Source organism: Streptomyces sp. NPDC030820, assembly GCF_055572075.1.
Map to the genome: position 1 here is coordinate 69,626 of NZ_JBVIEB010000023.1, position 26,811 is coordinate 96,436.

Genomic DNA, 26,811 nt, shown 5'->3' on the forward strand with positions numbered 1-26,811 from the left:
CGGTGCGCGCAAGCTTTACCGGGACTGCTGCGCCGGCACCCCGCGGGAGATGGGCTCGTCGTCCCCGGGCGTGCCCGCGGCAGCGACCGCCGCGCCGGTCAGCGTGGCGAGCATCTCGCGGACGTTCGTCAGCTGGGCGTTGATCGAGTCGCGGCGGTTGGTCAGCGCGGCGAGCTCGCGCTCGGATTCCGAGCGGATCCGGTCGGCCTTGGCGTTGGCGTCGGCCACGATGTCCTCGGCCTGGCGCTGGGCCGTCTCCACCGTCTGGCGGGCGCGGCGCTCGGCGTCGGTGCGCAGCTTCTCGGCCTCCAGGCGCAGCTGCTCGGCGCGGTGCTCGATCTCCGCCAGGCGCTTCTCGGCCTTCTGCTGACGCGAGGCCAGGTCGCGCTCGGACTGCTCGCGGCGCTTGGCGAGGTTCGTCTCGAAGTCGGCGGCGGCCTGCGCGGCCTTGGCGCGGGTCTCCTCGAAGAGGGCGTCCGCCTCCTCGCGCTTGGACTGCGCGTCCTTCTGGGCCTCGGAACGCAGCTGGGCGGCCTCGCCCTTCGCCTTCTCGACGATCCGGACGCCCTCGTCCTCGGCCTTGGCCTTGCGCTCGGCGGCGTAGGACTCGGCGTCGTTGCGCACCTGCTGGGCCGCGGACTCGGCGAGGTCGCGGTGCTGTTCGGCCGCCCGCCGGGCCTCCTCACGCAGCTCCTTGGCCTCTTCCTCGGCCAGGCGCAGGATCTTCTCGACCCGGGCACCGAGACCCGCGTACGACGGCTCGGCGTCGGTGACCTGAGCCTGGGCGTTCTGCGTCTCGAGGTGGAGCTCCTCGATGCGCTTCTCCAGGGCGGTGATGCGGGCGAGAGCGCTGTCACGGTCGGAGACGAGCTTGGAGATACGTTCGTCCACCTGAGCGCGGTCGTACCCACGCCGCACAAGCTCGAAGCCGTAGGGGGAAGTGTCGCTCATGGGGTTCCTGTCAATGAGACCGGTGAGGTGATAAGGGGAATCCTAGGGGCCGAAGCGGTGTGTCATCGAGCGGATACGGTTTTGATCTGGAGAATGGCACCTCTTTTGGGTGGCTGACCGCCGGACGACTTGCCAACGAGTCGGGCAAAGCCCCCAGACGTTACCGGAACGCACCGCTCAGATTAGCCGTCTGACGACTTGCCACCCGATCGGGGGGCACCGACCGTCGCGCCGGCCTTGACCGAACCCTCCTTGCCGGACGACGGGGCCTCGAAGGACTCCAGCGCCTCCAGGACGTCCTGGACCCGGGAGATCTCGGCGTTGATGTCCTCGCGCCGGCGCACCAGGATCTCCAGCTCGCGCTTGCCCTCCTCGACCGTGCGCCGGGCCTCGCGGATCGCCTCGGCCTTGAGCTCCTCGGCCTCCTTGACGAGGCTGGCCTTCTTCTGCTCGGCCTCCTTGAGCAGCCCCTCCGCCTTCTTTACGGCGGCGATGCGCACCTTGCCCGCCTCGGAGTTCGCCTCCGACACCAGCTCCTTGGCCTTCGCCTCCGCCTTGGCCAGCTGCTCCTCGGCGGCCTTGATCAGGGCGTCGCAGCGGTCGCCGGTGGACTTCATGGTCTCGGCGGCCTCGCGCCGGGCCCGCTCGTGCAGCTCCTCGATCTCGGTGGTGATGCGGTCGCGCAGCTCCTCCGCGCGCTCTCTGATCGCGGTCGCGTCCCGGCGGGCGCCGACCAGCAGCTCGTCGGCGTCCGTGCGGGACTTCTCCACCAGCGAGTTGCCCTCGACGGTAGCCTCGGCGACGATCCGCTCGGCCTCGCTGCGGGCCGCCCCGACCATCGTGTCGGCCTGCGACTCGGCGTCCGCGGTGGTCTTCAGCGCCTGCTCCTGAGCCTCGCTGAGCAGCTTGTCGACCTCGGCCGTGGTCTCGGTGATGAGCGTGTCGACCTGCTCGGCCGCCTCCGAACGCCGCTTGTTGGCCTCCTTGCGGGCCTCGTCCAGGGTCCGCTCGGCCTCCTCGCGGGCGGAGTTGAGGAGCCGTTCGGCCGCCTCCTCCGCGTCCGCCCTGAGCTGCTCGGACTCCGCCCGCACCCGCTCGGCGTGGGCCTGCGCCGAGCCGACCGTCTCGGCGGCCTCCGCGCGCAGCCGCTCGGCCTCGTCGGTGGCGTCCCCGAGGAGCTGCTCGGCGGCCGCCAGGGCCTCCTCGCGCACCCGGTCGGCCTCGGCCAGGGCCTCCGTACGCACCCGCTCGGCCTCGGCGGCGGTCTCCGTCTGCAGCCGCTCGGCCTCGGCCACCGTCTCGTTCTGGAGGCGCTCGGCCTCCTTGCGGGCCTCGGTGATGAGGGTGTCCGCCTGGGTCGCCGCGTCCGAGCGGATCCGGTTGGCGTCCTCGCGGGCGTCCGCCCGGGTGCGGGCGGCGGCCTGGTCGGCCTCGGCGAGCGCGTCCGAGGCCTCGGTGCGCACCCGCTGCGCGTACTCGCCGGCGTCCGAGCGCAGCCGCTCGGCCTCCGCCATCGCCTCCGCGACCGCACGCTCGGCCAGCGCCTTGGCGGCCTCGGACTCCTCGTTCGCCTCGCGGCGGACACGGCTCGCGTCCTCGCTCGCCCGCTCCCGCTCGGCGTAGGCGTCGGCGCGGACCCGGTCCGCCTCCTCCTCGGCCTCCCGCCGGGTACGGTCCGCCGCGTGCTCGGCGGCCGAACGCAGCCCGGCGATCTCCTCCTGCGCCTGCTCGTGCAGCCCGGCGACGGAGTCCCGCACCTGCTGGGCGTGCTGCTCGGCGGCGGACACCATCTCGGTGGCGCGCCGGTCGGCCTCCTCGACCAGCCGGATCGCCTCGGTCTGGGCCTCTTCCACGCGCCTGCGCGCGGAGGCCAGCAGCTCCTCGCTCTGCTCGCGGGCCCGCAGCCGCTCCTGGTCGGCCTCTTCGCGGGCGGAACCGAGGGTCTCCTCGGCCTCGCGGCGGCGCCGGACGGCCTCCTCCTGGGCGGCGGCCAGCGTCTCGGACGCCTCGGTGCCGAGCCGCTCGGCGGCGGCCTGCGCCTCCGCGCGCACCCGGTCGGCGGTGTCCTGGGCCTCCGCCTTCAGCCGCTCGGCCTCGGCGGCGGCCTCCGAGCGCAGCCGTACGGCGACGGCCTCGCCCTCGGCGCGCGAGGCGGACGCGTCGGACGCGGCCTCGGTGCGCAGCCGGTCGGCCTCGGCCTGGGCCTGCTGCTGAAGCGTACGGATCCGTTCCGCCGACTCCGCGCGCAGGCGCTCGCTCTCCTCCGCGGCCTCACGGCGGATCCGGGCGGCCTCCTCGCGGGCCTCGGTGAGCGCCTGCTCGGCCGACTCCAGCCGGTCCTGCGCCTCGGTCTGCAGCCGGGTCAGCTCCTCGGCGGCCTCGGCGCGGCGGGCCTCGACGGCGCGCTCGGTCTCCTCGCGCAGCTCGCGTGCGGCGGTCTCGGCGCCCGCCTTGACCGACTCGGCCTGCTCGTCGGCCTCGGCGCGCAGCCGCTCGGCCTCCTTGCGGGCCCGGTCCAGGGTCTCCTCGGCCTGCCGGCGCAGGCTGGTGGCCCGCTCGATGGCCTCGGTGCGGACCTTCTCGCTGTCGGTGGTCGCGGTCTGCCGCAGCTCGTCGGCGTCCGCCTTGGCCTTGGCCAGCAGCTCCTCGGCGGACCTGGCCGCCTCCTCGATCTGCGCGACCGCCTCCCGGCGGGCCTCCGCGCGGATCGACTCGCCCTCGGCGACCGCGTCGGCGCGCAGCTGCTCGGCCTCGCCGCGCAGCCGGCGGGCCTCCTCCTGCAGCTCGACCGTCTTGGCGCGGTACTCCTTGGTGTCGTCCTTCGCCGCGCCCTTGAGCTGCTCGGCGATGTCGTGCGCCTCGGCGCGCAGCCGGTCCGCCTCGGCCTCGGCCTCGGTGCGGATCCGCTCGGCCTCCTCGGCGGCTGCCTTGGTGGTCCGCTTGGCCTCCTCGGAGGCCTTGTTGAGCACGTCCTCGGCGGTCTTGGCCGCCTTGGACAGCTGGGTCGCGCTCTCCTCGGCGGTGACCGTGCGGGCCTTCTCGGCGGCCTCGGCGAGGATCTTCTCGGCCTCGGCACGGGCGTCCGCGACCAGCTGCTCGGCCTCGGTCCTGGTCTGCTCGGCCTCCTTGGTGGCCTCCTCGACCAGCCGGGCGACCTGCTCCTTCGCCGTACGCGTGCGTGCCTCGCCCGCGGCCTCGGCGCTCGCGAGGGTCTTGGCGGCGGCCTGCTCGGCCTCCGTCTGCAGCTTCTCGGCCTCGGCCTGCGCCTTGCGCAGCGCCTCCTCGGCCGCCGTCATCCGTTCCTCGGCGGCCCGGCTCAGCTCGGCGGCCTGCCGGCGGGCGGCGTCCGACTCGCCGGCCGCGTCGGTGCGCAGCCGCTCGGCGTGCTCGGTGGCCTCCTGGGCCTGGGTGGACGCCGCGTTCAGCAGCCGCTCGGCTTCCGTGCGGGCACGGCGCAGGAGCTGCTCGGCCTCCGCACGGGCCGCCTCGGCGTCGTTCTGCAGCCGCTCGCGGGCCTCCCGGGTCAGCCGCTCGGCCTCCGCACGGGCCGCGGCCATCGCCTGCTCGGCCTCGGCGCGGGACTCCTCCAGCAGCCGGCGGGCCTGCTGCTCGGTGCGGGCGCGCAGCTGCTCGGCCCAGGCCACGTTCTCGTTGACGTGCGACTCGACGGTGGCGCGGCGCTCGGCCAGCTCCTGGTCGAGCTGCTGGCGTCGGGTCACCGCCTCCTGGTGCAGCTCCGCCTGGAGCCGGGCGGCCTGCTCGGCGTGCTCCTGCAGGATCCGCTGGGTCTGCGCGCGTGCCTCGGCGGCCATCCGTTCCGCGTCCTGGCGCAGCTGGTCGGCCTGCATCTGGGCATTGCGGAGCAACTGCTCGGCCTGATAGCCGATGTCACCGCCGTCGAAGGCGGGCCGGGTCATCAGGGTGCGGCGCGCCTCGTGCAGCTTGGCGCGCAGCACCTCGACCTGGTAGCCGAGGTCCTCGGCGTGCTGGATCGCCTTTTCCCGCTCGGTCTTCAGCCGCTTCATCTCGGCCTCGAACCGAGAGAGGTGGTCGACGTCAGCCGCCGGCTCTCGCTCCTGGCTCTCGTAGCCCCGCACTGCGCGGTCCCATCCGTCCCCTGGTCAGCTTCTCCAACGAGCTCCGTCCATCCGCCGAACGGGGCCCCCGGGGAATGGTGTCAGATCAACGGCGGAGCACGGGCTGCTGCCCCGACGCTCGTCCCCCGAAACCCGGACCCCGGAACGGCCGTCCCCCGCTTTCAGGGACGACCGCCCCCAACCCTACCGGCCCTTATGTACGGGGGTCAGTGCTCAGGGGACTCAACAGGGGCCGAAGTGACCAGTTCTGTGAGCACGCCATGGCAATCCTTGGGATGCAGGAAGGTGATCCGCGACCCCATGGAGCCGCGCCGTGGCTCGTCGTACAGCACGCGCACGCCCTTCTCACGGATGTCCGCGGCGTCCCCGTCCACGTCCGCCGTGCCGAAGGCGATGTGGTGGACGCCCTCCCCGTTCTTCGCCAGCCACTTGCCGACCGCGGAGTCCTCGCGGGTCGGCTCCAGCAGCTGGAGGTAGGAGGCGCCGCCGTCCGAGGTCTCGTTGATCTTGAGCATGGCCTCGCGCACGCCCTGCTCCTCGTTGACCTCGGTGTGGAACACCTCGAAGCCGTAGGTGGCCTGGTAGAACTCGACGGTCGCGTCGAGGTCGTGGCAGGCGATCCCGATGTGGTCGATTCGCGTCAGCATGGATTCAGTGCAGCGCTAAGGCCGTGGTTACGCAACGTGCCAGCGATCACACTGACAGGCCGATGACGGCACGGAGTGCCATCAGTACATTCGAAGTAAACCCTCGTTCACTCCTCGGCCTGGGCAGGCCGGTAAGGGGATCGCAGCTCATGCCTTCTGGAACGAACAGCTCGGTGATCGTCGCGGGTGCGCGCACCCCCATGGGACGACTGCTCGGCTCCCTCAAGTCCTTCTCCGGAGCCGACCTCGGCGGCTTCGCGATCAAGGCCGCCCTCGACCGTGCGGGGATCGGCGGCGACCAGGTGCAGTACGTGATCATGGGGCAGGTGCTCCAGGCGGGTGCCGGCCAGATCCCGGCCCGCCAGGCCGCCGTCAAGGCCGGCATCCCCATGAGCGTCCCGGCGCTCACCATCAACAAGGTGTGCCTCTCCGGCCTCGACGCCATCGCGCTGGCCGACCAGCTGATCCGGGCCGGTGAGTTCGACATCGTCGTGGCGGGTGGCCAGGAGTCCATGACCAACGCCCCGCACCTGCTGCCGAAGTCCCGTGAGGGCTTCAAGTACGGCGCGGTCCAGATGCTCGACGCGATGGCCTACGACGGTCTGACCGACTCCTTCGAGGGCATCGCCATGGGCGAGTCCACGGAGAAGCACAACACCCGCCTCGGCCTCGGCCGCGCCGAGCAGGACGAGATCGCCGCCCTGTCCCACCAGCGGGCCGCCGCCGCGCAGAAGAACGGCCTGTTCGAGGCCGAGATCACCCCGGTGGAGATCCCGCAGCGCAAGGGCGACCCGGTCCTGTTCAGCAAGGACGAGGGCATCCGCGGCGACACCACCGTGGAGTCCCTGGGCAAGCTGCGCCCGGCCTTCAGCAAGGAGGGCACGATCACCGCCGGCTCCTCCTCGCAGATCTCCGACGGCGCTGCCGCCGTGGTCGTGATGAGCAAGGCCAAGGCCGAGGAGCTGGGCCTGACCTGGCTCGCCGAGATCGGCGCGCACGGCAACGTGGCCGGACCGGACAACAGCCTCCAGTCCCAGCCGTCCAACGCCATCCTGCACGCCCTCAAGAAGGAGGGCCTGGAGGTCTCCGACCTCGACCTCATCGAGATCAACGAAGCCTTCGCCGCGGTCGCCGTGCAGTCAATGAAGGACCTCGGCGTTTCCACCGAAAAGGTGAACGTGAACGGTGGTGCGATCGCGCTGGGTCACCCGATCGGCATGTCCGGCGCCCGGCTCGTGCTGCACCTCGCGCTGGAGCTCAAGCGGCGCGGCGGCGGCACCGGCGCGGCCGCGCTGTGCGGTGGCGGCGGCCAGGGTGACGCGCTGATCGTGCGGGTACCGAAGGCGTAAGCATCCTCGCTGTACGCGCCTGTACGTCGTTGTACGCGTCTGTACGTCTGTGAACTGAACGGAGCTGTTTGATGCAGGACGTCTCCTCTCTGGTGGCCCAGGCCAGGGAAGGCCGGCCGCGGGCCGTGGCCCGGCTGATCTCCCTCGTGGAGGGGGCGTCCCCGCAGCTCAGGGAGGTCATGGCGGCCCTGGCCCCGCTGACCGGCAACGCCTATGTGGTCGGTCTGACGGGCTCCCCGGGGGTCGGCAAGTCGACCTCCACCTCCGCGCTCGTCACGGCGTACCGCAAGCAGGGCAAGCGGGTCGGCGTCCTGGCCGTCGACCCGTCCTCGCCGTTCTCCGGCGGCGCCCTGCTCGGCGACCGCGTCCGTATGTCGGAGCACGCGTCGGACCCGGGGGTCTACATCCGCTCCATGGCAACCCGAGGCCACCTGGGCGGCCTGGCCTGGGCGGCGCCGCAGGCGATCCGGGTGCTGGACGCGGCGGGCTGTGACGTGATCCTGGTGGAGACGGTCGGCGTCGGCCAGTCGGAGGTCGAGATCGCCTCCCAGGCGGACACCAGCGTGGTCCTGCTGGCCCCCGGCATGGGCGACGGCATCCAGGCGGCGAAGGCGGGCATCCTGGAGATCGGCGACGTGTACGTCGTCAACAAGGCGGACCGGGACGGCGCCGACGCCACGGCCCGCGAACTGAACCACATGCTGGGCCTCGGCGAGTCCCGCGGCCCCGGCGACTGGCGCCCGCCGATCGTGAAGACGGTCGCGGCCCGCGCCGAGGGCGTCGAAGAGGTCGTGGAGGCCCTGGAGAAGCACCGCGCGTGGATGGAGGAGCGTGGGGTGCTGGCCGAGCGCCGCAAGGCCCGTGCCGCCCGCGAGGTGGAGACGATCGCGGTGACGGCCCTGCGTGAACGCATCGGCGACCTCCACGGCGACCGCCGTCTCAGCGCGCTCGCGGAGCGCATCGTCGCGGGCGAGCTGGACCCGTACCGGGCGGCGGACGAGCTGGTGGCGGGCCTGACACAGGGCTGAGCCTGGCCAACTCCCGTACCGGGCGGATATCTTGATCCGCATGTTCCTCACCGTGGCGTAGAGCGCACACCGGACCGCGAGGCCGATGAACGACCGGCCCTCGCGTCCCTCGGTGTCCCCTCTTCCGCCTCCACCAGAGGAACATCAGCATGTCCACGCATGCCCCTGTGCGGCCCTCGTACGCCGCCGTGCTGCGCCTCCCGCATGCGCGCCGCACCTTCGCCTCAGCCCTCATCGCCCGCCTGTCCTACGGCACGGTCTCCCTGGCGGTGATGCTGTCCGTCACCCGGGCCACCGGCTCCTACGCGGTCTCCGGCGCCGTGCTCTCCCTGTTCGGCGCCGCGACGGTCTTCCTGAGCCCGTTCCGAGCGTCCTTGATCGACCGGCACGGGGCGCGCAGGGCCCTGCTGCCCATGTCCGTGCTCTACGGCGCCCTGCTGTGCGTCCTGGCCGTGCTGACCTGGCGCCCCGGGTCACCGTCGGCGGCCATCGCCGTCGCGGCGGCCCTCGCGGGGGCGTGCGCGCCTCCGCTGGGGCCGACGATGCGTGCGCTGTGGGCGGGACTCGCCCCCGAGCCGGGCATGCTGGCCCGCGCCTACAGCCTGGACGGGGTCGCGGAGGAGCTGCTGTACGTGTCCGGCCCGGCGCTGGTCGGCGCGCTGCTCGGCTTCGCGCCCCCGGCGTCCGGGATCCTGCTCAGCGCGCTGCTGATCGTGGGCGGTACCTGCGTCTTCGTCACCTCCCCGGTGCTGCCCGGTCCCCGTGGTGCCGCCCCCGGGAAGAGGCGCGGCACCCTCTCCGGCCTGCGGGTGCCGGTCGCCGTGGCCACGGGCGCCGGGCTGGCCCTCAGCGGGCTGGACCTGCTGGCGATGGCCGTCGCCGCGCAGCGTTCGTACGGCACCGCCGTGGTGCCCTGGGTGCTGGGTGCGGTCTCGGCGGGCAGTGCGGTGGGCGGCCTGGTCAACGGGGCGGTCCGGTGGCGGGCGCCGGCCCGGGTACGGCTGTGCGGGTTCGCCGTGGCTCTGGGCCTGGTGATCGCGGTGGCGGGCCTGGCGCCCGGCCTGTGGACCCTCGCCGGGGTCATGGGACTCGCCGGAGCGTTCATCGCCCCCGCCCTTACGACGGCGTACCTCGTGGCCGAGGAAACGGCACCCGAGGGTGCTCGCACCCAGGCGGGCGCCTGGGTCAGTACCGGGGTGAACGCAGGGAGTTCGGCAGGGTCGATGGTGACGGGCCTGCTGATCGGACGGGTGCCGCTGGGGGTGTGTTTCGCGCTGGCGGGCACGGTGGCCGTGCTGCCCGCCGTGGCTGCGTATCGCCGTCGCGGGGTGCGGGTCGCCGGGGGCTGATCGCTCCCCCACTCTCGACTTCGCTCGAGCGGGGGGACCCCCATCGCGGCGGAGCCGCACATCGATACAGCCCCGCGCCCCTCACGGGGCGCGGTTCCCCAGGAGGCTCAGGGACGCCCCCGCTGTCCCCGCAAATGGTCGGCGATCGGCTTCAGTGCCTTGTCCAGTTCCGTCAGCGCCTCCGGCGACAGCAGATCGATGAAGTGGCGCCGCACAGAGGCGACGTGATGCGGCGCCACCTTCCTCATCGTCTCCATGCCGTGCTCGGTCAGTACGGCGTACAGCCCTCGCCGGTCGGACTCGCAGTTCTCACGGCGCACCAGGTTCGCGTTCTCCATCCGCGTGATCTGGTGCGACAGCCGGCTCTTGGACTGCAGGGTCGCGGAGGCGAGGTCGCTCATCCGCATCCTTACGTCGTCCGACTCGGACAGGTTCACGAGGATCTCGTAGTCGTTCATAGTCAGGCCGAACGGCTGCAGATCCTTCTCCAGCTGGTACGTCAACAGCCTGTTGACCTCCAGGTGGGTGCGCCAGGCGCACTGCTCCGCATCGGTCAGCCAGCGCGTGGCCGTCTCGGTCTCCATGAATGAAGTCTACCTAAGAAGTTGAATGACGAACTACTTCGGGTGGGTGTGACAGTGCGCACGCGTTCGATGTCACCCTCCGCAGACTACCGCTCACAGCCCGAAGCGGCGCTGGAGGTCCCCCAGCTGTCCGGGAAGGCGCGGTGCCCCCGATGGTTGCTGACCGTGTCCGCCCGGTGCCGCTCCGCCACCTCCGGGCACCCCCGGTTCGGGCGGAACGACACCCGTCGCCGTCTCCTCCATGAGGGTCTCCGTCGACTGCAACAGGACCGTCCCGGCGCCCACGAACTCGAACTGGTGCTCCTCCCCGGATACCCCGCCGAGGCCCGTCATCGCACGTAGACCGCCCAGTACACCCGTCAGATAGCCATGGTCGTAGTGATGGCACGGTGACGGGCAGTCGGCCCACCCGACGAGCGCCTGCGGGTCGACCCGGATCGGAGGTTCCATGAACACCACCGGACCGTTAGATGCGGCCACAAACTTTCCGGTTCCGATAAGGGTCAGAAAACCCGGCACGATCGATTGCTTGAGCGCGAGACTTGGCTGAAAAGCGAGCAGGTTGCCCGCGCGAATGGTCAGGTTCCCGTCGTCCAGGTCGTAGGAATTCACGTCGAAGGCCCGGTCGGCGAGCAGCATCTTGCCCGAGCCCGCCGCCACGACCCAGTCGCTCGCGTGCAGTGGCGAATGGAACGAGGTGCGGACAATTCGGTCGAGTCGGCCGTGCCCGATGCCGTTGAACTCGATCGCCCCGTAGTAGGCGATCATCTTCCCCTTCTGCAGGAACCACTGCCCGCTCTTGAGCTCGACGCAGAACGTGTACTTGTTCACGTTGTCGTCGGCGGGCAGGGTCATCGGGTCGTACACCACCGGCCCGGCGCCCGGAGTTCCGTACGCGCTCACAGCTTCTCCTCCGACGCCTGGACGTACACCGTGCCGTTGCCGCTCAGCTCCAGCTGGAAGGCCTCGCCGGAGCCCCGGCCCACCATGTCGCGCCAGCCGAGCGCGGTGGACAGTCTGTTGCGGACCTCGCCGTGGTGGGCGACGTACGCCTGCGGGTCGACATGGACCGGGCGCTGGGGGGTGATCGGTATCTCGAAGACACCGCCGTGCGCCATCACGGCGACCGAGCCCTGGCCCTGGAGGGTCGTGGTGAACAGGCCCTGCCCGGTGACCTGGCCCCGGACCAGGCCCATCACCCCGCCCTGCGAGCCCATGAACATCGTGCCCTGCCGGAGCGTGCCCTCGAAGGCCAGCAGGCGGTCGGCCTCGACGCAGAGGGTGTCGCCGGAGAGGTTGATGACGTGGACGTGGTGGCCGCCGTGCCCGAAGAAGACGGTGCCGCTGCCCTCGACGGTCATCAGCGGGGTCGCCTCGCCCGTCACCCGGCGCCCGATCATGGACATCAGCCCGCCCTGGCCGCCCTGGATGTTCGGTGTGAAGGACACGTCCCCCTTGTAGGCGAGCATCGCCCCGCGCTGACTGAACAGCCGCTGCCCGGGCAGCACGGTCGCCTCGACCATCTTCGAGTTGATCTCCCGGAACGCCATGGCTACAGATCCCCCGCGATCGTGTTCCGTTCGCTCGGCTGCACGTACACCAGTCCGTCGCCCTCGAAGCGGATCTGGAAGGCCTCGCCGCCGCCCTCCCCGAAGAACGTGCGGAACGTCACCCCGGACTGGAAGGACTGCCGGACGTTGCCCTGGTGGGCGACATAGGCACCCGGGTCGACGATCAGCGGGTACTGCGGGCTGACCCGGAGCACGACCGCCGGCCCGTCGGACATGATCGCCGCCTGCCCGTGCCCCTCGACGGTCGTGGTGAACAGGCCGTTGCCCTGCGAGGCGCCGCGCAGCCCGGTGAACGTCGTGCCCGTGCGCAGCCCCGCGTCCGTCACGAGGAGGTTGCTCGACTCCACGTACAGCTTGTCGCCCTGGAGGTTCACGAGGTTGATCTCGGTCGCCCGGTCCGCGAACCAGCACGTGCCGTGCCCCTTCACCTCCATCACCGTCATCTGCTCGCCGGTGAGCCGCCGGGTCACCATCCCGCGCAGCCCCTCGCCCCCACCGGTGAGCTTCTTGAAGCTCATCTGCCCGTCGTACGCGACCATCGAGCCGTTCTTCGCCTTCACGGTGTCCCCGGTCATGTCGACGGCGAGCACCTTGCTGCCTTGCAGTCGGAACATCGCCACGGAGCGAAAGTAGCGGCGCCGCGGGTGGACGGAACAGGGCCCGTGGGTGGACACCGACCCTGAGCGGACCCCTAGGGCAGTCGTTTGCCACAATGGCGTGGCGTTTGTGCTTCCGTTCACAAATCGGATCACGACGTGCTCGCGCCGTCAGCGACTCTCCCACCGAAGGTGACCCGTGGACCTCAAGACAGCCTCCGCCATCCGCCGCCTCCGACTGATCTCCGTGCCGGAGGGCGTCTCCTGGATCGTCCTCGCGGCCTGCACGATCATCAAGTACACGGTGAACAGCGGTTTCGACGTGGCCCCGGTCCTGGGCCCGATCCACGGTGTGCTCTTCGTTCTCTACGTGGTCTTCTGGGCGGACGCCTGGAACCGCACCAAGTGGGCCAAGGGCAAGGCCGCCCTCTACTTCGCGTACTCGATCATTCCCGGCGGCGGCTTCATCATCGAGCGCGCGCTGCGCCGCGAGGCCGAGGACGCCGTCATCGCGGCCCGCGCCCGCAAGGAAGGAATCGTGAACGCATGATCGTCGCCTTCTCCGTGACGCCGCTGGGCGTCGGCGAGGACGTGGGGGAGTACGTCGCCGACGCCGTCCGCGTGGTGCGTGAGTCGGGCCTGCCCAACCGCACCGACGCGATGTTCACCTCGATCGAGGGCGAGTGGGACGAGGTCATGGACGTGGTCAAGCGCGCCGTCGCGGCCGTGGAGGCGCGCGCCCCGCGCGTGTCGCTCGTCCTCAAGGCCGACATCCGCCCCGGCGTGACCGACGGGCTCACCTCCAAGATCGAGACCGTGGAACGGCATCTGGCGCAGTAGTCGGCCCCCTTTTGAGCGGTCGCCGGCGGAGGTGTACGTTCCCCTCCTGATCATTCGAGCGATCGCTCAACTTCACGCTCTGGCCTGGGGGAACACCATGGGTCTCTACCGAGAGACACACATACGCGCCGACCTCGACGAGCTGTGGGCGCACACCCAGGACCCTGCCACGCGCCTGCGCTGGGACCTCCGCTTCAAGTCCATCGCCCCCTTGCCGGGCGTGGCGGGCGAGCCCCGGCGCTTCACCTGCACCTGGCGCGTGCTGCCGCTCCTCACCGTGCCCGGCACCGGTGTCGCCGCCGGCGAGAGGGACCGCCCCGACGGCACGCGCGTGTGCGCCCTGCGCTTCTCCTCCGCGCACCCGCTCTCCCCGATCGCCGAGGCGAGCGCCTACTGGCGTTACGTGCCCGACGCGCAGGGCGTGCGCCTGCTCACCGGGTACGAGTACCGCGCCCGCGGGGGCGCGTTCGGTGCGGTCGCGGACCGCCTGGTGCTCCGGCCGCTGACGGGCTGGGCGACGGCGTGGTCCTTCGACCGGCTCCGGCTGTGGCTGGAGCGGGGGATCACTCCCGAGCGGGCCCTGGTCAACTGGATCGGCGAGCTGGCGGTCCGTGCGGTCGTCCTCACGGTGTGTCTGACCGGGCTCGGGCTGGAGTCGCTGCTGCGGCTCTTCGGGTCCTTCGCCGACACCGTCGCCTATCTGTGCCCGCTGCTGCTGGTGGTCGCCGGGTCGCTGGCGGTTTTCAAGGCGCCGCTGGCCGGGACGCCTGCCGCCCGGCGGTGTCTGCGGGCGCCGGTCACCCGGGCGCGTGCGCCTCGGGTGCTGCGCCGGCTCGAGGCGGTTCCGGTCACGTGAGGGGCGGGTGCGGCGCCTGCGGGGCGCGGGTCGTCCGGGCTGCCGAGCGCTGCTGCCGTACCGCGGCCACGCCCTGCGCCGAAAGGGCTCGGAGAGCCGAGAAGCGACCGAAAGCCGAGACGGGGCTGCCCGGAATATGACCGGCCGGTAGGGTCTGATGACGTGCCGAAGCCACTCAGCCTCCCCTTCGACCCCATCGCCCGTGCCGACGAGCTCTGGAAGCAGCGCTGGGGAAACGTGCCGTCCATGGCCGCGATCACCTCGATCATGCGGGCCCAGCAGATCCTGCTCGCCGAGGTGGACGCGGTGGTCAAGCCGTACGGACTGACGTTCGCGCGGTACGAGGCGCTGGTGCTGCTCACCTTCTCCAAGGCCGGCGAGCTGCCCATGTCCAAGATCGGCGAGCGACTGATGGTGCATCCCACCTCCGTGACCAACACCGTGGACCGGCTGGTGAAGTCCGGGCTGGTCGCCAAGCGGCCCAACCCCAACGACGGCCGCGGCACCCTCGCCGTGATCACCGACAAGGGCCGCGAGGTGGTCGACGCGGCCACCCGCGACCTGATGGCGATGGACTTCGGGCTCGGCGTGTACGACGCGGAGGAGTGCGCGGAGATCTTCGCGATGCTCCGCCCACTGCGCATCGCGGCGCACGACTTCGAGGACGAGTGACCCCGGGCAAGATCTCCCGGAACGGGTGGTTACGCTCGTTCGCATGAAACGAAGCGTGCTGACCCGCTACCGCGTCATGGCCTACACCACCGGTGTCCTGCTGGTCCTGCTGTGCCTGAGCATGATCGCGAAGTACGGGCTCCACATCGACGGCGCCGCGTCCGTCACCGAGGTCGTCGCCATCGCCCACGGCTGGCTGTACGTCGTCTACCTCGTCGTCGCCTTCGACCTGGGCTCCAAGACGAAGATGCCGATCGGCAAGCAGCTGTGGGTGCTGCTCGCGGGGACGATCCCGACGGCCGCCTTCTTCGTCGAGCGCAGGATCAGCCGCGAGCTGGAGGCCAGGGTCGCCGACCAGGCCCCGGCCGTCGCCAAGGCGTAAGGGCGACCGGCGTCACACCGCCGTACGGACCCCGTACGGCGGTCAGCCATCGACATTTACTAGGACGTCCAAGTAAATTCGATGGTATGGACGCTCACGCCATCGAGGAGGGCCGCCGACGCTGGCAGGCCCGCTACGACGCGGCCCGCAAGCGGGACGCAGACTTCACCACGCTCTCCGGCGATCCCGTGGAGCCGGTGTACGGGCCCCGACCGGGCGACACGTACGAGGGATTCGAGCGGATCGGCTGGCCCGGGGAGTACCCCTTCACGCGCGGGCTCCATCCGACCGGCTACCGCGGGCGTACCTGGACGATCCGGCAGTTCGCCGGGTTCGGCAACGCCGAGCAGACCAACGAGCGGTACAAGATGATCCTGGCCGCCGGCGGCGGCGGTCTGTCCGTGGCCTTCGACATGCCGACGCTCATGGGGCGCGACTCCGACGACCCCCGCTCGCTCGGCGAGGTCGGGCACTGCGGGGTCGCCATCGACTCGGCCGCCGACATGGAGGTCCTGTTCAAGGACATCCCGCTCGGTGACGTCACCACCTCCATGACCATCAGCGGGCCCGCCGTGCCCGTCTTCTGCATGTACCTGGTCGCCGCCGAGCGTCAGGGCGTGGACCCGTCGGTCCTCAACGGCACGCTCCAGACCGACATCTTCAAGGAGTACATCGCGCAGAAGGAGTGGCTCTTCCAGCCCGAGCCGCATCTGCGCCTGATCGGCGACCTCATGGAGTACTGCGCCGCCGGTATTCCCGCCTACAAGCCGCTGTCCGTGTCCGGCTACCACATCCGTGAGGCGGGTGCGACGGCCGCGCAGGAGCTGGCGTACACGCTGGCGGACGGCTTCGGGTACGTCGAGCTGGGGCTCAGCCGCGGCCTGGACGTGGACGTCTTCGCGCCCGGCCTGTCCTTCTTCTTCGACGCGCACGTCGATTTCTTCGAGGAGATCGCCAAGTTCCGTGCCGCGCGCCGGATCTGGGCGCGCTGGATGCGGGACGTGTACGGCGCGAGGAGCGAGAAGGCGCAGTGGCTGCGGTTCCACACGCAGACGGCCGGTGTGTCGCTGACGGCCCAGCAGCCGTACAACAACGTCGTCCGTACGGCCGTGGAGGCGCTGGCGGCGGTCCTCGGCGGGACCAACTCGCTGCACACCAACGCGCTCGACGAGACCCTCGCGCTGCCCAGCGAGCAGGCCGCGGAGATCGCGCTGCGCACCCAGCAGGTGCTGATGGAGGAGACCGGGGTCGCGAGCGTGGCCGACCCGCTGGGCGGTTCGTGGTACGTCGAGCAGCTGACGGACCGGATCGAGGCCGACGCGGAGAAGATCTTCGAGCAGATCAAGGAGCGGGGCCAGCGGGCCCACCCGGACGGGCAGCACCCGATCGGGCCGATCACCTCCGGAATCCTGCGCGGGATCGAGGACGGCTGGTTCACCGGCGAGATCGCCGAGTCCGCCTTCCGCTACCAGCAGGCGCTGGAGAAGGGTGACAAGAAGGTCGTCGGCGTCAATGTCCACACCGGGTCCGTGACCGGAGATCTGGAGATCCTGCGGGTCAGCCACGAGGTGGAGCGGGAGCAGGTGCGGGTGCTCTCCGAGCGGAAGGCGGCGCGCGACGAGGCTGCGGTGCGGTCCGCGCTGGACGCGATGCTGGGGGCGGCGCGGGACGGGTCCAACATGATCGAGCCGATGCTGGACGCGGTGCGGGCCGAGGCGACGCTGGGCGAGATCTGCGGGGTGCTGCGCGACGAGTGGGGTGTGTACACGGAGCCCGCGGGCTTCTGAGCGGGCTCAGGCGGACGAGGTCAGCCCCAGCAGCAGTACCCGCGTGAAGTCGCGCACCCACTCCTCGTCCGCCGGTTTGCCGCTCACCAGGGTGCGGTGGACCACCGCGCCCGCGACCATGTCGAAGATCATGTCGCCCGTGCGGGCGGACTCCTCCGGGTCGGGTTCCGGGGGGAGTTCGCCGCGGCTCTGGGCGCGGGCGCGGCCCTGCAGGACCAGGCGCATCTGGCGTTCCACGATGGAGGCGCGGATGCGTTCGCGCAGGGCTTCGTCGCGCGTGGACTCGGCGACCACCGCCATCAGGCCACTCTTCGCCTCCGGACGGGCCAGGATGGCCGCGAACTGCAGGACCACGCCCTCGATGTCGGCGGCCAGGCTGCCGCGGTCGGGAAGCTCCAGCTCGTCGAAGAGTTCCGCCACCGCGTCGCACACCAGCTCGGGCTTGCCGGCCCAGCGGCGGTACAGCGTCGTCTTCGCAACCCCGGCCCGGGTCGCCACATCCCCCAGGGTGAGCTTGGACCAGCCCAGTTCCACCAGCGCCTCCCGGGTCGCGGCCAGGATCGCGGCGTCCGCGGCGGCGCTGCGCGGGCGCCCGGTACGGCTGGCGGGAGTGCGGCTCTGCATCCCCTGACCATAACCGGCGGGATCTGTGCGGTCGTGAGGGAGATCACCGGGGAGTGGTGTCGCGCGGGGTCCGCATGGCATTACGCTACGAGTCGTAGCGAAAGCGCGTGAGGCCTCGTGACGGACGTACACGAGGCGCACGCGAGCGGTTGACCACGGGGGCGTGGGGTGGGGACCCGGCGCCCGCGCACGACACTTTTTCATTCCGGCGCGGTGACGGGGGAGGATAGACGCATGCAGCCACGGAACATGTCCATGAGCGGCGTCGTCGACCTCGCCGCGGTGAAGGCGGCCCAGGAGGCCAAGGCCAAGGCCGAGCAGACGCGCGCCGAGGCCGCCCGGCACGGCGGCACGGGTGCCGTCGCCCCGGCCGATCTCGTCATCGACGTCGATGAGGCGGGCTTCGAGAGGGACGTCCTCCAGCGCTCCGCCGAAGTACCCGTCGTCATCGACTTCTGGGCCGAGTGGTGTCAGCCCTGCAAGCAGCTGAGCCCGGTCCTGGAGCGGCTGGCCGTCGAGTACGGCGGGCGCATCCTCCTCGCCAAGATCGACGTCGACGCCAACCAGATGCTGATGCAGCAGTTCGGGGTGCAGGGCATCCCGGCCGTCTTCGCCGTCGTGGCCGGACAGGCGCTGCCGCTGTTCCAGGGGGCGGCCGGCGAGCAGCAGATCCGGCAGACCCTGGACCAGCTGGTGCAGGTCGCCGAGCAGCGGTTCGGCATCACCGGCCTGACCGTCGACCCGGACGCGCAGCCGGGCCAGGCGGACGCGCCGGAGCAGGCGGGGCCGTACGACGCGGCGCTGAACGCCGCCGCCGACGCGCTGGACGCGGGCGACCTGGGCGGCGCCATCCAGGCGTACCAGAACGTGCTGGCCGACGACCCGGCCCACCCCGAGGCCAAACTGGGCCTCGCGCAGGCCGAGCTGCTGCAGCGGGTGCAGGGCTTCGACCCGCAGAAGGTCCGTCAGGAGGCCGCGGAGAAGCCGAAGGACGTCGACGCGCAGATCGCCGCCGCCGATCTGGATCTGGTGGGCGGGCATGTCGAGGACGCCTTCGGGCGGCTGATCGAGACCGTGCAGCGTACGGTGGGTGACGACCGGGACACCGTGCGGCGCCGGCTGCTCGAACTGTTCGAGGTCGTGGGGCCCGAGGACCCGCGCGTGGTGGGCGCACGACGGGCCCTCGCCCGGGCCCTGTTCTGACCAGTCGCTAAACGCCACGGCTTGTGATGCCGGGGTGAAAGGTTTGCCGACGAGTCGTCACGACGACTCTGCTTTACCAAAGCTTGGTAATCGCGCGAGCTGTTACTCGGAGTAAGTCAGAGCCGTTGATCTGTCTGGTTTGATCCAGAGATCAACGGCTTTGCTCTGCCCTTGGATGCCACCCAGCGTCGCACTCCGAGACCGGTCGGTCGTCCTCCGGTTATCCGGCCGTTACTAGCCAGTAACGAACCCCCTTGTGCCCGGCGCGAGAATGCACCACGATCGGCCACGCTCGGTCCATTCCCTTCCCCCGGCAGCCGGTCGGGTCACGGGAGAATCTGGGTCCCCACCGAGCAGAGCCGGCGGCAGTGGCGCCGGCTCTAGGGCAGGGGGGTCTTCGCCCAACGGCGAAGCCTGTCCAGCAAGGTTGTGCGTGATGCGTGTCAGGCGCGACCAGTGGTTGTCGCTCGGGGGTGATCGCCGGTGATTCGGGCGCGGTTCGCGCCACCGAGCGCGGGCGCTCTCCTTCCCGAGGACGTAGCACTTCTCCCATCCCTGCCTGGTTGAGCCGCCGGCCGGTGGCGAGTCCGGGCCAGGAGATGTACGTCCGAGAAGGAGGAAATATGGAGTCCCAGGTGCGTGGCGGGACCAGATGGAAGCGGTTCGCTGTGGTCATGGTGCCCAGCGTCGCCGCGACGGCCGCGATAGGTGTCGCCCTTGCGCAGGGCGCTCTCGCCGCGTCGTTCAGTGTGTCGGGTCAGTCGTTCAAGGTGACGGCCGACTCGCTCGAGGGCAAGGGCTTCGAGCAGTACGGCGCCCTCGACAACGGCTACGAGCTGAACGGTAAGAAGACGCTCCACCCGGTGGCCGTCTCGGCGTTCACCCACGCCGAGATCACCAACCTGTGCCAGTCCGTGGTCACGCCCGACGTGCCGATCTTCGGCAAGGTCAGCCTGATCCTGCGGGCGGGTGGCCCGGGTCACGACAAGGTCGAGGCCGACCGGATCTACATCGACGTCGCGGACCTCAACGCCGACGCCACCTTCAACAACATCGACATCGGTGTTGCCGCCAAGGACGCCGACAAGGGTCCGGGCATGAAGGGCGGGGGCGAGCAGGCCAACCCGTACGGCTTCGCACAGCAGGCCGACTCGGCCACGCTGACCGGCGTGAAGCAGACGGCGTGGGCGACCACCGCCGGCACCTTCAAGCTGAGCGGTCTGCACATGTCGCTGTCGACCGATGGCGCGGAGTGCTACTAAGCACTCATTGACGGGCGGGGGAGCCGATGGCGCCCCCGCCCGTCCCCTCTCCGGCCGCGTCTTCACGCGCGGCACACATCACCACCACAGCAACGCCGCACCAGGGAGCTGTTTTCCATGAGCGCCGAGACTCCTGCCGCCGCGCCCGGCCAGTTCACCCGCCGGAGGCTGCAGTTCCGCGCCTGGCGGGGCACGCGTCCGTTCTGGGCCGGTCTGTACGTCCTGCTCAGCGGTCTTCCGATCATCTACTTCCCCTACTTCCACCTCCAGGTCGGGCATCTGACGCTGGCGATGGCGACGACGGCGGGAGCGGGATCCCTGATCATCGGCGTACTGCTCATCGTCCTGGGCATCAGCCTCTGGTTCCAGAAGCACGTACGGACGTTCGCGGGCGTCGCCGCGATCCTGCTGGCGCTGGTGTCCCTGCCCGTTTCCAACTTCGGCGGCTTCATCATGGGCTTCCTGCTCGCCCTCATCGGAGGGGCGATGGCCGTCGCCTGGGCGCCGGGCGCCCCGCCGCAGCCGCAGCCGCCGGCCGAGGCGGGCCCGGACGAGGGCGGTGCCCCGCAGGCCGCGCCGCTGCCGGAGCAGCACACGGACGCGTCGGGGGAGAACGACCTGTCAGGAACGAGCCCGGCCAACGGGGCGAACGGGAGGCACAGTGCCGGCTGACGAGGTGACCCGCGCGACCGATGTGGATGGGTCGCGCGCGAGAACCGGGCCCCGACACGCGGCCCCCAGGAAGCCGCTGTTCACCAGGTTCCACATGCCGGCCGGCAAGGCGATCGCCACCGTGGCGATGCCGACGGCGGTGCTGATGGGCATGGGCTTCACGTCCTCGCTGGCCCTCGCGGCCGGCAACGGCGGCAGCCCGTCCCCGTCGACCACGTCCAAGAGCCTGACGGCCGACGAGTACAAGGACTGCGTGAAGGCGCTGGACGCGTCCAAGGACGCCTCGTCGTCGCCCTCGCCGGCCGCGTCGAAGAGCGCCGACACGACCACGCCGTCGCCCTCGGCGAGTGCGGATGCCCAGGACTCGAAGGACACGCAGTCCGGTGACTCGGGCAAGACCTCTTCGTCGGATTCAGGTTCCGGCGACAAGGCCACGCCCAAGCCGTCCGCGACCTCCGGCTCCTCCACCTCCGGCTCGGACTCCGGCTCCGGCTCGTCGGGTTCGTCGTCGTCCAGCGGTGACACGGCCACGCCCGCCCCGTCCGCGTCACAGAGCAGCGGCGGTCTGCTGGGCACCCTCGGCGACACGCTCGGCGGCATCCTCGGCGGCGGCGGTTCGGACTCCGGCACCCCCTCCGCGAGCTCGACGCCGTCCGCGAGCCCGTCGGCGAGCGCGTCCCCGGACTCCTCGTCGAAGACGGACTCGTCGTCGTCCGGTTCCACCCTGTCCGACACCGTCAACGACACCGTCTCCAAGACCACCAAGACGGCCGGCGACACGGTGAAGAAGACCACCGACACGGTCTCCAAGACGGCCCAGGACGCCACCAAGACGGTCCAGGACGCGGCCGCGTCGGCCACGCCGAGCCCGTCGGCGAGCTCCTCCGCCTCGGCGCAGGACTGCCCGGCGGCCACGACCGACCAGAGCGGCGTCGACAACAAGGTGCCGGTGGCGGACGACCCCTGGTACCTCAGCGCCAGCTCGCTGCTGCTCAAGGGCGCCGACTACCAGGGCATCGTCGAGGTGAAGACGGCGTCCGGCACCACCAAGAAGGTGCTGAAGTACGTCATCTCCGACGGCACGGACATCGGCGACCTGCACCAGACGGTGAACGACAAGCTCTCCGGCAAGACCTACCACGTGCAGGCGGCCAAGGGCTCGACGTCCACCATCCGGGGCGGCGCCACCACGATGTACACCCAGAGCATCTCGGGCAACCTGTTCGGTCTGATCCCGATGACGTTCACGCCCGACAGCCCGCCCCCGCTGAACCTGCCGCTGATCTACTTCACCAACGTCCACGTGGTGCAGGCGGCGCAGTTCGGCGGCAACCTGCACGTGCCCGGCATGCATGTGTACACGACCGACTGACCGGTCCTGCAAAGCCCGTTCGGGAGCCGCACACAGCTGAGGGCGCCCCCTGGTCCAGGGGGCGCCCTCAGCGCCGTACAAGACCCTTGGAGGACTTGTCAGTTGTTCTGGTTGCTGCCGAGGTGGTGGACACGCAGCATGTTGGTGGTGCCGGGGACGCCGGGGGGCGAGCCGGCGGTGATGATGACCGTGTCGCCCGCGTCGAAGCGGCCCAGCCTCGCGACCTCCTGGTCCACCAGGTCGACCATCTCGTCCGTGGTGTTCACGAACGGCACCACGTGCGGCTCCACACCCCAGCTCAGGGTGAGCTGGTTGCGGGTGCCCTCGTCCGTGGTGAAGGCGATGATCGGCTGGGTCGCGCGGTAGCGGCAGAGCCGGCGCGCGGTGTCACCGGACTGGGTGAAGGCGACCAGGCCCCGGCCGCCGAGGAAGTCGGCGATCTCGCAGGCCGCGCGGGCCACGGAACCGCCCTGGGTGCGCGGCTTCTTGCCCGGCACCAGCGGCTGCAGGCCCTTGGAGAGCAGCTCCTGCTCGGCCGCCTGGACGATCTTCGACATGGTCTTGACCGTCTCGACGGGGTAGGCGCCCACGCTGGACTCGGCCGACAGCATGACCGCGTCGGCGCCGTCCAGGATCGCGTTGGCCACGTCGGAGGCCTCGGCGCGGGTCGGACGGGAGTTGGTGATCATCGACTCCATCATCTGGGTCGCCACGATCACCGGCTTGGCGTTGCGCCGGCACAGCTCGATCAGGCGCTTCTGCACCATGGGGACCTTCTCGAGCGGGTACTCGACGGCGAGGTCACCGCGGGCGACCATCACACCGTCGAACGCCATCACGACGTCCTCCATGTTCTCCACCGCCTGCGGCTTCTCCACCTTGGCGATGACCGGGACCCGGCGGCCCTCCTCGTCCATGACGCGGTGCACGTCGTGCACGTCCTTGGCGTCCCGGACGAAGGACAGCGCGACCAGGTCGCAGCCCATGCGGAGGGCGAAGCGCAGGTCCTCGACGTCCTTCTCGCTCAGCGCGGGCACGTTGACGGCCGCGCCGGGCAGGTTGATGCCCTTGTGGTCGGAGACGACACCGCCCTCGATGACGATCGTCTTCACCCGGGCGCCCTCGACGTCCAGGACCTTCAGCTCGACGTTGCCGTCGTTGATCAGGATCTGGTCGCCGCGCGAGACGTCGCCCGGCAGCCCCTTGTACGTCGTACCGCAAATGCTCTTGTCGCCCGGAACGTCCTCGGTCGTGATGACGAACTCGTCACCGCGTTCCAGCTCGACCGGACCCTCGGCGAAGGTCTCCAGGCGGATCTTCGGGCCCTGCAGGTCGGCGAGGACACCGATGGGCCGGCCGGTCTCCTTGGACGCGGCCCGGACGCGGTCGTACCGCGCCTGGTGCTCGGCGTGGGAGCCGTGGCTGAAGTTGAACCGGGCCACATTCATGCCCGCCTCGATCATGGCGACGAGCATCTCGTGGGAGTCGACCGCGGGGCCGAGAGTACAGACGATTTTCGAACGGCGCATGGGGCGATCCTATCGGTTTGTTTCGCTACGGAATATTCCGTCTGGCGGAAGATACAAATGAGTGCCGCACCGCTCAGGTGCTGCTATTCAGTTGTTCTTTCCGACCAGTGCGTAGGTCTGCGTCGCGATCTCCAGTTCTTCATCCGTCGGAACCACGGCCACCGCCACCCGGGCCGACTCCGGCGAGATCAGCCGGGCCTCGCCGGAGCGCACCGCGTTCAGCTCCGGGTCGACCGCCAGGCCAAGGCCCTCCAGGCCCGCGATCGCCGCCTCCCGCACCGGCGCCGCGTTCTCACCGACCCCGGCCGTGAACGCGACCGCGTCCACCGTCCCGAGCACGGCGTAATAGGCGCCGATGTACTTCTTGAGCCGGTGAATGTAAATGTCGAACGCGAGAGCGGCCGCTTCGTCACCCTCGTCGATCCGGCGGCGGATCTCCCGCATGTCGTTGTCCCCGCACAGACCGAACAGACCGCTCCTCTTGTTGAGTAGAGTGTCGATCTCGTCCATGGACATTCCGCCAACCCGGGCCAAATGGAAGATGACGGCCGGATCCACATCACCGGAGCGCGTACCCATCACCAGCCCCTCCAAAGGAGTGAGCCCCATGGAGGTGTCCACGCACCGGCCCCTCTCGACGGCGGACGCCGAGGCGCCGTTGCCCAGGTGCAGCACGATGACGTTGGCCTCGGACGGGTCCTTGCCCAGCAGCCGCGCGGTCTGACGGGAGACGTAGGCGTGCGAGGTGCCGTGGAAGCCGTAGCGGCGGATGCGGTGCCGGTCGGCGATCTTCGGGTCGATCGCGTAGCGCGCCGCCGACTCCGGCATCGTCGTGTGGAACGCGGTGTCGAACACGGCGACCTGGGGCAGGTCGGGGCGCAGCGCCTGGGCGGTGCGGATGCCGGTCAGGTTGGCCGGGTTGTGCAGCGGGGCGACCGGGATCAGCCGCTCGATCTCGGCGAGCACCTCGTCGTCGATGACGGTCGGCTCGGTGAAGAACATGCCGCCGTGCACCACCCGGTGCCCGATCGCGGCCAGTTCCGGCGAGTCCAGGCCCAGGCCGTCCCGGGTCAGCTCCTCGGCGACCGCCTTGAGGGCCGCGTCGTGGTCGGCGATCGGCCCGGTGTACTCGCGGCTCTCGCCGGAGGTGAGGCTGGTGTGTTTGAGCCGGGAGGTCTGCTCGCCGATGCGCTCCACCAGCCCGACGGCCAGCCGGCCGGCGTCGCGCATGTCGAGGAGCTGGTACTTCACCGACGATGAACCGGAGTTGAGGACGAGGACGCGGCTCGCCGCGAGATTTTCTGCCACGGTGATTCTGATGCTCTCTGTACTCAGTTGGCGGGCGTCTGGGCCTGGATCGCCGTGATGGCGACGGTGGAGACGATGTCCTGGACGAGCGCACCCCGGGACAGGTCGTTGACCGGCTTGCGCAGCCCCTGCAGAACCGGTCCGACGGCGATCGCGCCGGCCGAGCGCTGCACGGCCTTGTAGGTGTTGTTGCCGGTGTTGAGGTCGGGGAAGATCAGCACGCTGGCCTGCCCGGCGACATCCGAGTCCGGCAGCTTGGTCGCGGCGATGGACGGCTCGACGGCCGCGTCGTACTGGATCGGCCCCTCGATCTTCAGGTCGGGCCGGCGCGAGCGGGCCAGCTCGGTGGCCTCGCGCACCTTCTCGACATCGGCGCCGAAGCCGGACGTACCCGTGGAGTACGACAGCATCGCGATCCTCGGCTCCACGCCGAACTGCGCGGCCGTGGAGGCCGACTGGATGGCGATGTCCGCGAGCTGCTCGGCGTTCGGGTCCGGGTTGACCGCGCAGTCGCCGTAGACCAGCACCTTGTCGGCCAGGCACATGAAGAAGACGGACGAGACGATCGACGACTCCGGCCTGGTCTTGATGATCTCGAAGGCGGGCCGGATGGTGGCCGCCGTGGAGTGCACGGACCCGGAGACCATGCCGTCGGCCAGGCCCTCCTGGACCATCAGAGTGCCGAAGTAGTTGACGTCCGAGACCACGTCGTAGGCCAGCTCGACGGTGACGCCCCTGTGGGCCCGGAGCTGGGCGTACTTCTCGGCGAAGGAGTCGCGCAGTTCGGAGGTGGCCGGGTCGATCAGCTGGGTGTCGCCGAGGTCGATGCCGAGGTCGGCGGCCTTCTTGCGGATCTGGTCGACCGGGCCGAGCAGGGTCAGGTCGCACACGCCCCGGCGCAGCAGCACCTCGGCCGCGTGCAGCACCCGTTCCTCGGTGCCCTCGGGAAGGACGACCCGGCGCTTGTCGGCGCGGGCCTGCTCCAGCAGCTTGTGCTCGAACATCATCGGGGTGACCCGGTCGGTGCTGGGGGCGCTCACGCGCGCGGCCAGGCCGGCGGTGTCGGCGTACCGCTCGAACAGGCCGAGCGCCCGCTCCGCCTTGCGCGGGGTGGCCGCGTTCAGCTTGCCCTCCAGGGAGAACAGCCGCTCGGCGGTGGGGAAGCTGTTGCCCGTCACGGAGAGCACCGGGGTGCCCGGGGCGAGGCGGGCGGCGAGGGTGAGGATCTCCTCGCTCGGCACCTCGTTCAGGGTCAGCAGCACGCCGGCTATCGGCGGGGTACCGGCGCTGTGCGCGGCCAGCGAGCCGACGACCAGGTCGGCGCGGTCGCCCGGGGTCACGACCAGGCAGCCCGGGGTCAGTGCGCCGAGCAGGTTCGGCAGCATCGCACCGCCGAAGACGAAGCCGAGGGCGTCCCGGGCGAGCCCGGAGTCGTCGCCCAGCAGCACCTTGGCGTCGAGGGCCTGGGCGATCTGGGCGACGGTCGGCGCGGACAGCGCGGGCTCGTCGGGGACGACGTAGCAGGGCACCGGCAGCCGGTCCGCCAGCCGCTCGGCGATCTCGTCACGGTCCTCGCGGGCCACCCGGTTGGTGACCATCGCCAGCACGTCGCAGCCCAGGCCGTCGTAGGCGCGGTAGGCGTTGCGGGTCTCGGCGAGCACCGACTCGGTGGTCTGCCCGCGGCCGCCGACCACCGGGATCACGGAGGCACCGAACTCGTTGGCGAGGCGGGCGTTCAGGGACAGCTCGTCCGGCAGCTGGGTGTCGGCGAAGTCGGTGCCGAGGACGAGGACGACGTCGTAGTCACGCGCCACCAGGTGGAAGCGGTCGACCAGCACGGAGACCAGCTCGTCGGTGCCCTGCTCGGCCTGGAGCGCGGACGCCTCGTGGTAGTCCATGCCGTAGACGGTCGCCGGGTCCTGGGAGAGGCGGTACCGCGCCCGCAGCAGCTCGAACAGCCGGTCGGGGCCGCCGTGCACGAGCGGACGGAACACGCCCACCCGGTCGACCTGCCGGGTCAGGAGCTCCATGACCCCCAGCTCCACGACCTGGCGGCCGTCACCGCGGTCGATCCCGGTCACGTACACGCTGCGCGTCACGCGTCTACTCCGTTCCTCTGTTCGTGTGACTTG

At 70.7% G+C, this 26,811-nt stretch carries 24 protein-coding genes; 13 read left to right on the plus strand and 11 right to left on the minus strand.

The genetic code is table 11. The annotated features are described in order from the left end of the window. Positions 1-15: 15 nt before the first annotated feature. The 3 genes from ACZ418_RS39700 to mce all read right to left on the minus strand — a co-directional run bounded on the left by ACZ418_RS39700 (position 16) and on the right by mce (position 5,695). Positions 16-951 carry a cellulose-binding protein gene (locus ACZ418_RS39700; protein ID WP_468372889.1) on the minus strand — a complete coding sequence of 312 codons (936 nt, stop codon included), beginning with the start codon at positions 949-951 and terminating at the stop codon, positions 16-18. A 182-nt stretch (positions 952-1,133) separates the two neighbouring features. Further along, positions 1,134-5,048 carry a polarized growth protein Scy gene (scy, locus tag ACZ418_RS39705; RefSeq protein WP_468372891.1) on the minus strand — a complete coding sequence of 1,305 codons (3,915 nt, stop codon included), beginning with the start codon at positions 5,046-5,048 and terminating at the stop codon, positions 1,134-1,136. Between the two features lie 206 nt (positions 5,049-5,254). Further along, entirely contained in the window at positions 5,255-5,695 is a 441-nt protein-coding gene (gene mce / locus ACZ418_RS39710) for a methylmalonyl-CoA epimerase (protein WP_388620931.1), read from the minus strand. A 149-nt stretch (positions 5,696-5,844) separates the two neighbouring features. Between mce and ACZ418_RS39715 the strand changes: the two genes are divergently transcribed. From ACZ418_RS39715 to ACZ418_RS39725, 3 genes are all read left to right on the plus strand, one after another. Continuing rightward, entirely contained in the window at positions 5,845-7,044 is a 1,200-nt protein-coding gene (locus ACZ418_RS39715) for an acetyl-CoA C-acetyltransferase (RefSeq protein ID WP_468372894.1), read from the plus strand. Between the two features lie 71 nt (positions 7,045-7,115). Continuing rightward, complete coding sequence (gene meaB, locus ACZ418_RS39720; RefSeq protein ID WP_468372897.1) at positions 7,116-8,072, plus strand: methylmalonyl Co-A mutase-associated GTPase MeaB; 957 nt, start codon at positions 7,116-7,118, stop codon at positions 8,070-8,072. Positions 8,073-8,221: 149 nt separating this feature from the next. Further along, the gene (locus ACZ418_RS39725; RefSeq protein ID WP_468372899.1) at positions 8,222-9,421 is read left to right on the plus strand and encodes an MFS transporter; all 1,200 of its coding nucleotides are present in this window, start codon (positions 8,222-8,224) and stop codon (positions 9,419-9,421) included. 107 nt (positions 9,422-9,528) lie between these two features. Here the strand turns inward: ACZ418_RS39725 and ACZ418_RS39730 are convergent, their stop codons facing one another. The 4 genes from ACZ418_RS39730 to ACZ418_RS39745 form a co-directional block, all read right to left on the minus strand. After that, positions 9,529-10,005, minus strand: a complete 477-nt coding sequence (locus ACZ418_RS39730) for a MarR family winged helix-turn-helix transcriptional regulator (RefSeq protein WP_388620939.1) — start codon at positions 10,003-10,005, stop codon at positions 9,529-9,531. A 93-nt stretch (positions 10,006-10,098) separates the two neighbouring features. Continuing rightward, positions 10,099-10,908 carry an AIM24 family protein gene (locus ACZ418_RS39735; RefSeq protein WP_468372903.1) on the minus strand — a complete coding sequence of 270 codons (810 nt, stop codon included), beginning with the start codon at positions 10,906-10,908 and terminating at the stop codon, positions 10,099-10,101. After that, positions 10,905-11,555 (minus strand): AIM24 family protein, encoded by a 651-nt coding sequence (locus tag ACZ418_RS39740; protein ID WP_468372906.1) that lies wholly within the window; start codon positions 11,553-11,555, stop codon positions 10,905-10,907. The genes ACZ418_RS39735 and ACZ418_RS39740 overlap by 4 nt, the downstream gene beginning before the upstream one ends. A 2-nt stretch (positions 11,556-11,557) precedes the next feature. Further along, positions 11,558-12,190, minus strand: coding sequence for an AIM24 family protein (locus ACZ418_RS39745; RefSeq protein WP_468372981.1), 633 nt, complete (start codon positions 12,188-12,190; stop codon positions 11,558-11,560). 181 nt (positions 12,191-12,371) lie between these two features. Here ACZ418_RS39745 and ACZ418_RS39750 point away from each other — a divergent pair, with 181 nt between their 5' ends. The 6 genes from ACZ418_RS39750 to ACZ418_RS39775 all read left to right on the plus strand — a co-directional run bounded on the left by ACZ418_RS39750 (position 12,372) and on the right by ACZ418_RS39775 (position 16,709). Then, the gene (locus ACZ418_RS39750; protein ID WP_468372909.1) at positions 12,372-12,722 is read left to right on the plus strand and encodes a DUF3817 domain-containing protein; all 351 of its coding nucleotides are present in this window, start codon (positions 12,372-12,374) and stop codon (positions 12,720-12,722) included. Then, a complete protein-coding gene (locus tag ACZ418_RS39755; RefSeq protein WP_468372912.1) occupies positions 12,719-13,012 on the plus strand; it encodes an MTH1187 family thiamine-binding protein in 294 nt (97 codons plus the stop codon). Before ACZ418_RS39750 ends, ACZ418_RS39755 begins: the two co-directional genes overlap by 4 nt. 97 nt (positions 13,013-13,109) lie before the next feature. Next, complete coding sequence (locus ACZ418_RS39760) at positions 13,110-13,868, plus strand: hypothetical protein (RefSeq protein WP_468372915.1); 759 nt, start codon at positions 13,110-13,112, stop codon at positions 13,866-13,868. A 162-nt stretch (positions 13,869-14,030) separates the two neighbouring features. After that, the gene (locus tag ACZ418_RS39765; RefSeq protein WP_228623622.1) at positions 14,031-14,540 is read left to right on the plus strand and encodes a MarR family winged helix-turn-helix transcriptional regulator; all 510 of its coding nucleotides are present in this window, start codon (positions 14,031-14,033) and stop codon (positions 14,538-14,540) included. Positions 14,541-14,583: 43 nt separating this feature from the next. After that, the gene (locus ACZ418_RS39770; RefSeq protein ID WP_468372918.1) at positions 14,584-14,922 is read left to right on the plus strand and encodes a DUF3817 domain-containing protein; all 339 of its coding nucleotides are present in this window, start codon (positions 14,584-14,586) and stop codon (positions 14,920-14,922) included. A gap of 86 nt (positions 14,923-15,008) precedes the next feature. Beyond that, positions 15,009-16,709, plus strand: a complete 1,701-nt coding sequence (locus tag ACZ418_RS39775; protein ID WP_468372921.1) for an acyl-CoA mutase large subunit family protein — start codon at positions 15,009-15,011, stop codon at positions 16,707-16,709. Between the two features lie 6 nt (positions 16,710-16,715). Here the strand turns inward: ACZ418_RS39775 and ACZ418_RS39780 are convergent, their stop codons facing one another. After that, positions 16,716-17,333 (minus strand): TetR/AcrR family transcriptional regulator, encoded by a 618-nt coding sequence (locus tag ACZ418_RS39780; protein ID WP_468372923.1) that lies wholly within the window; start codon positions 17,331-17,333, stop codon positions 16,716-16,718. Between the two features lie 234 nt (positions 17,334-17,567). On the opposite strand from ACZ418_RS39780, the gene ACZ418_RS39785 reads away from it, so the two are divergent. The 4 genes from ACZ418_RS39785 to ACZ418_RS39800 all read left to right on the plus strand — a co-directional run bounded on the left by ACZ418_RS39785 (position 17,568) and on the right by ACZ418_RS39800 (position 21,842). Further along, positions 17,568-18,536, plus strand: coding sequence for a tetratricopeptide repeat protein (locus ACZ418_RS39785; protein WP_468372926.1), 969 nt, complete (start codon positions 17,568-17,570; stop codon positions 18,534-18,536). Between the two features lie 623 nt (positions 18,537-19,159). After that, positions 19,160-19,798: a DUF6230 family protein gene (locus tag ACZ418_RS39790; RefSeq protein WP_468372929.1), complete on the plus strand. Its 639-nt coding sequence runs from the start codon at positions 19,160-19,162 to the stop codon at positions 19,796-19,798. A 117-nt stretch (positions 19,799-19,915) separates the two neighbouring features. Then, the gene (locus ACZ418_RS39795) at positions 19,916-20,470 is read left to right on the plus strand and encodes a DUF6114 domain-containing protein (protein ID WP_468372931.1); all 555 of its coding nucleotides are present in this window, start codon (positions 19,916-19,918) and stop codon (positions 20,468-20,470) included. Continuing rightward, on the plus strand, positions 20,460-21,842 hold the full coding sequence (locus ACZ418_RS39800) for a hypothetical protein (protein WP_468372933.1): 1,383 nt from the start codon (positions 20,460-20,462) through the stop codon (positions 21,840-21,842). Before ACZ418_RS39795 ends, ACZ418_RS39800 begins: the two co-directional genes overlap by 11 nt. 98 nt (positions 21,843-21,940) lie before the next feature. Here ACZ418_RS39800 and pyk read toward each other — a convergent pair whose 3' ends face one another. The 3 genes from pyk to pta form a co-directional block, all read right to left on the minus strand. Continuing rightward, entirely contained in the window at positions 21,941-23,371 is a 1,431-nt protein-coding gene (gene pyk, locus ACZ418_RS39805) for a pyruvate kinase (protein ID WP_468372936.1), read from the minus strand. Positions 23,372-23,458: 87 nt separating this feature from the next. Beyond that, positions 23,459-24,679, minus strand: a complete 1,221-nt coding sequence (locus tag ACZ418_RS39810) for an acetate kinase (protein ID WP_468372938.1) — start codon at positions 24,677-24,679, stop codon at positions 23,459-23,461. 23 nt (positions 24,680-24,702) lie between these two features. Continuing rightward, positions 24,703-26,778: a phosphate acetyltransferase gene (pta, locus tag ACZ418_RS39815; protein ID WP_468372941.1), complete on the minus strand. Its 2,076-nt coding sequence runs from the start codon at positions 26,776-26,778 to the stop codon at positions 24,703-24,705. Positions 26,779-26,811 lie beyond the last annotated feature (33 nt).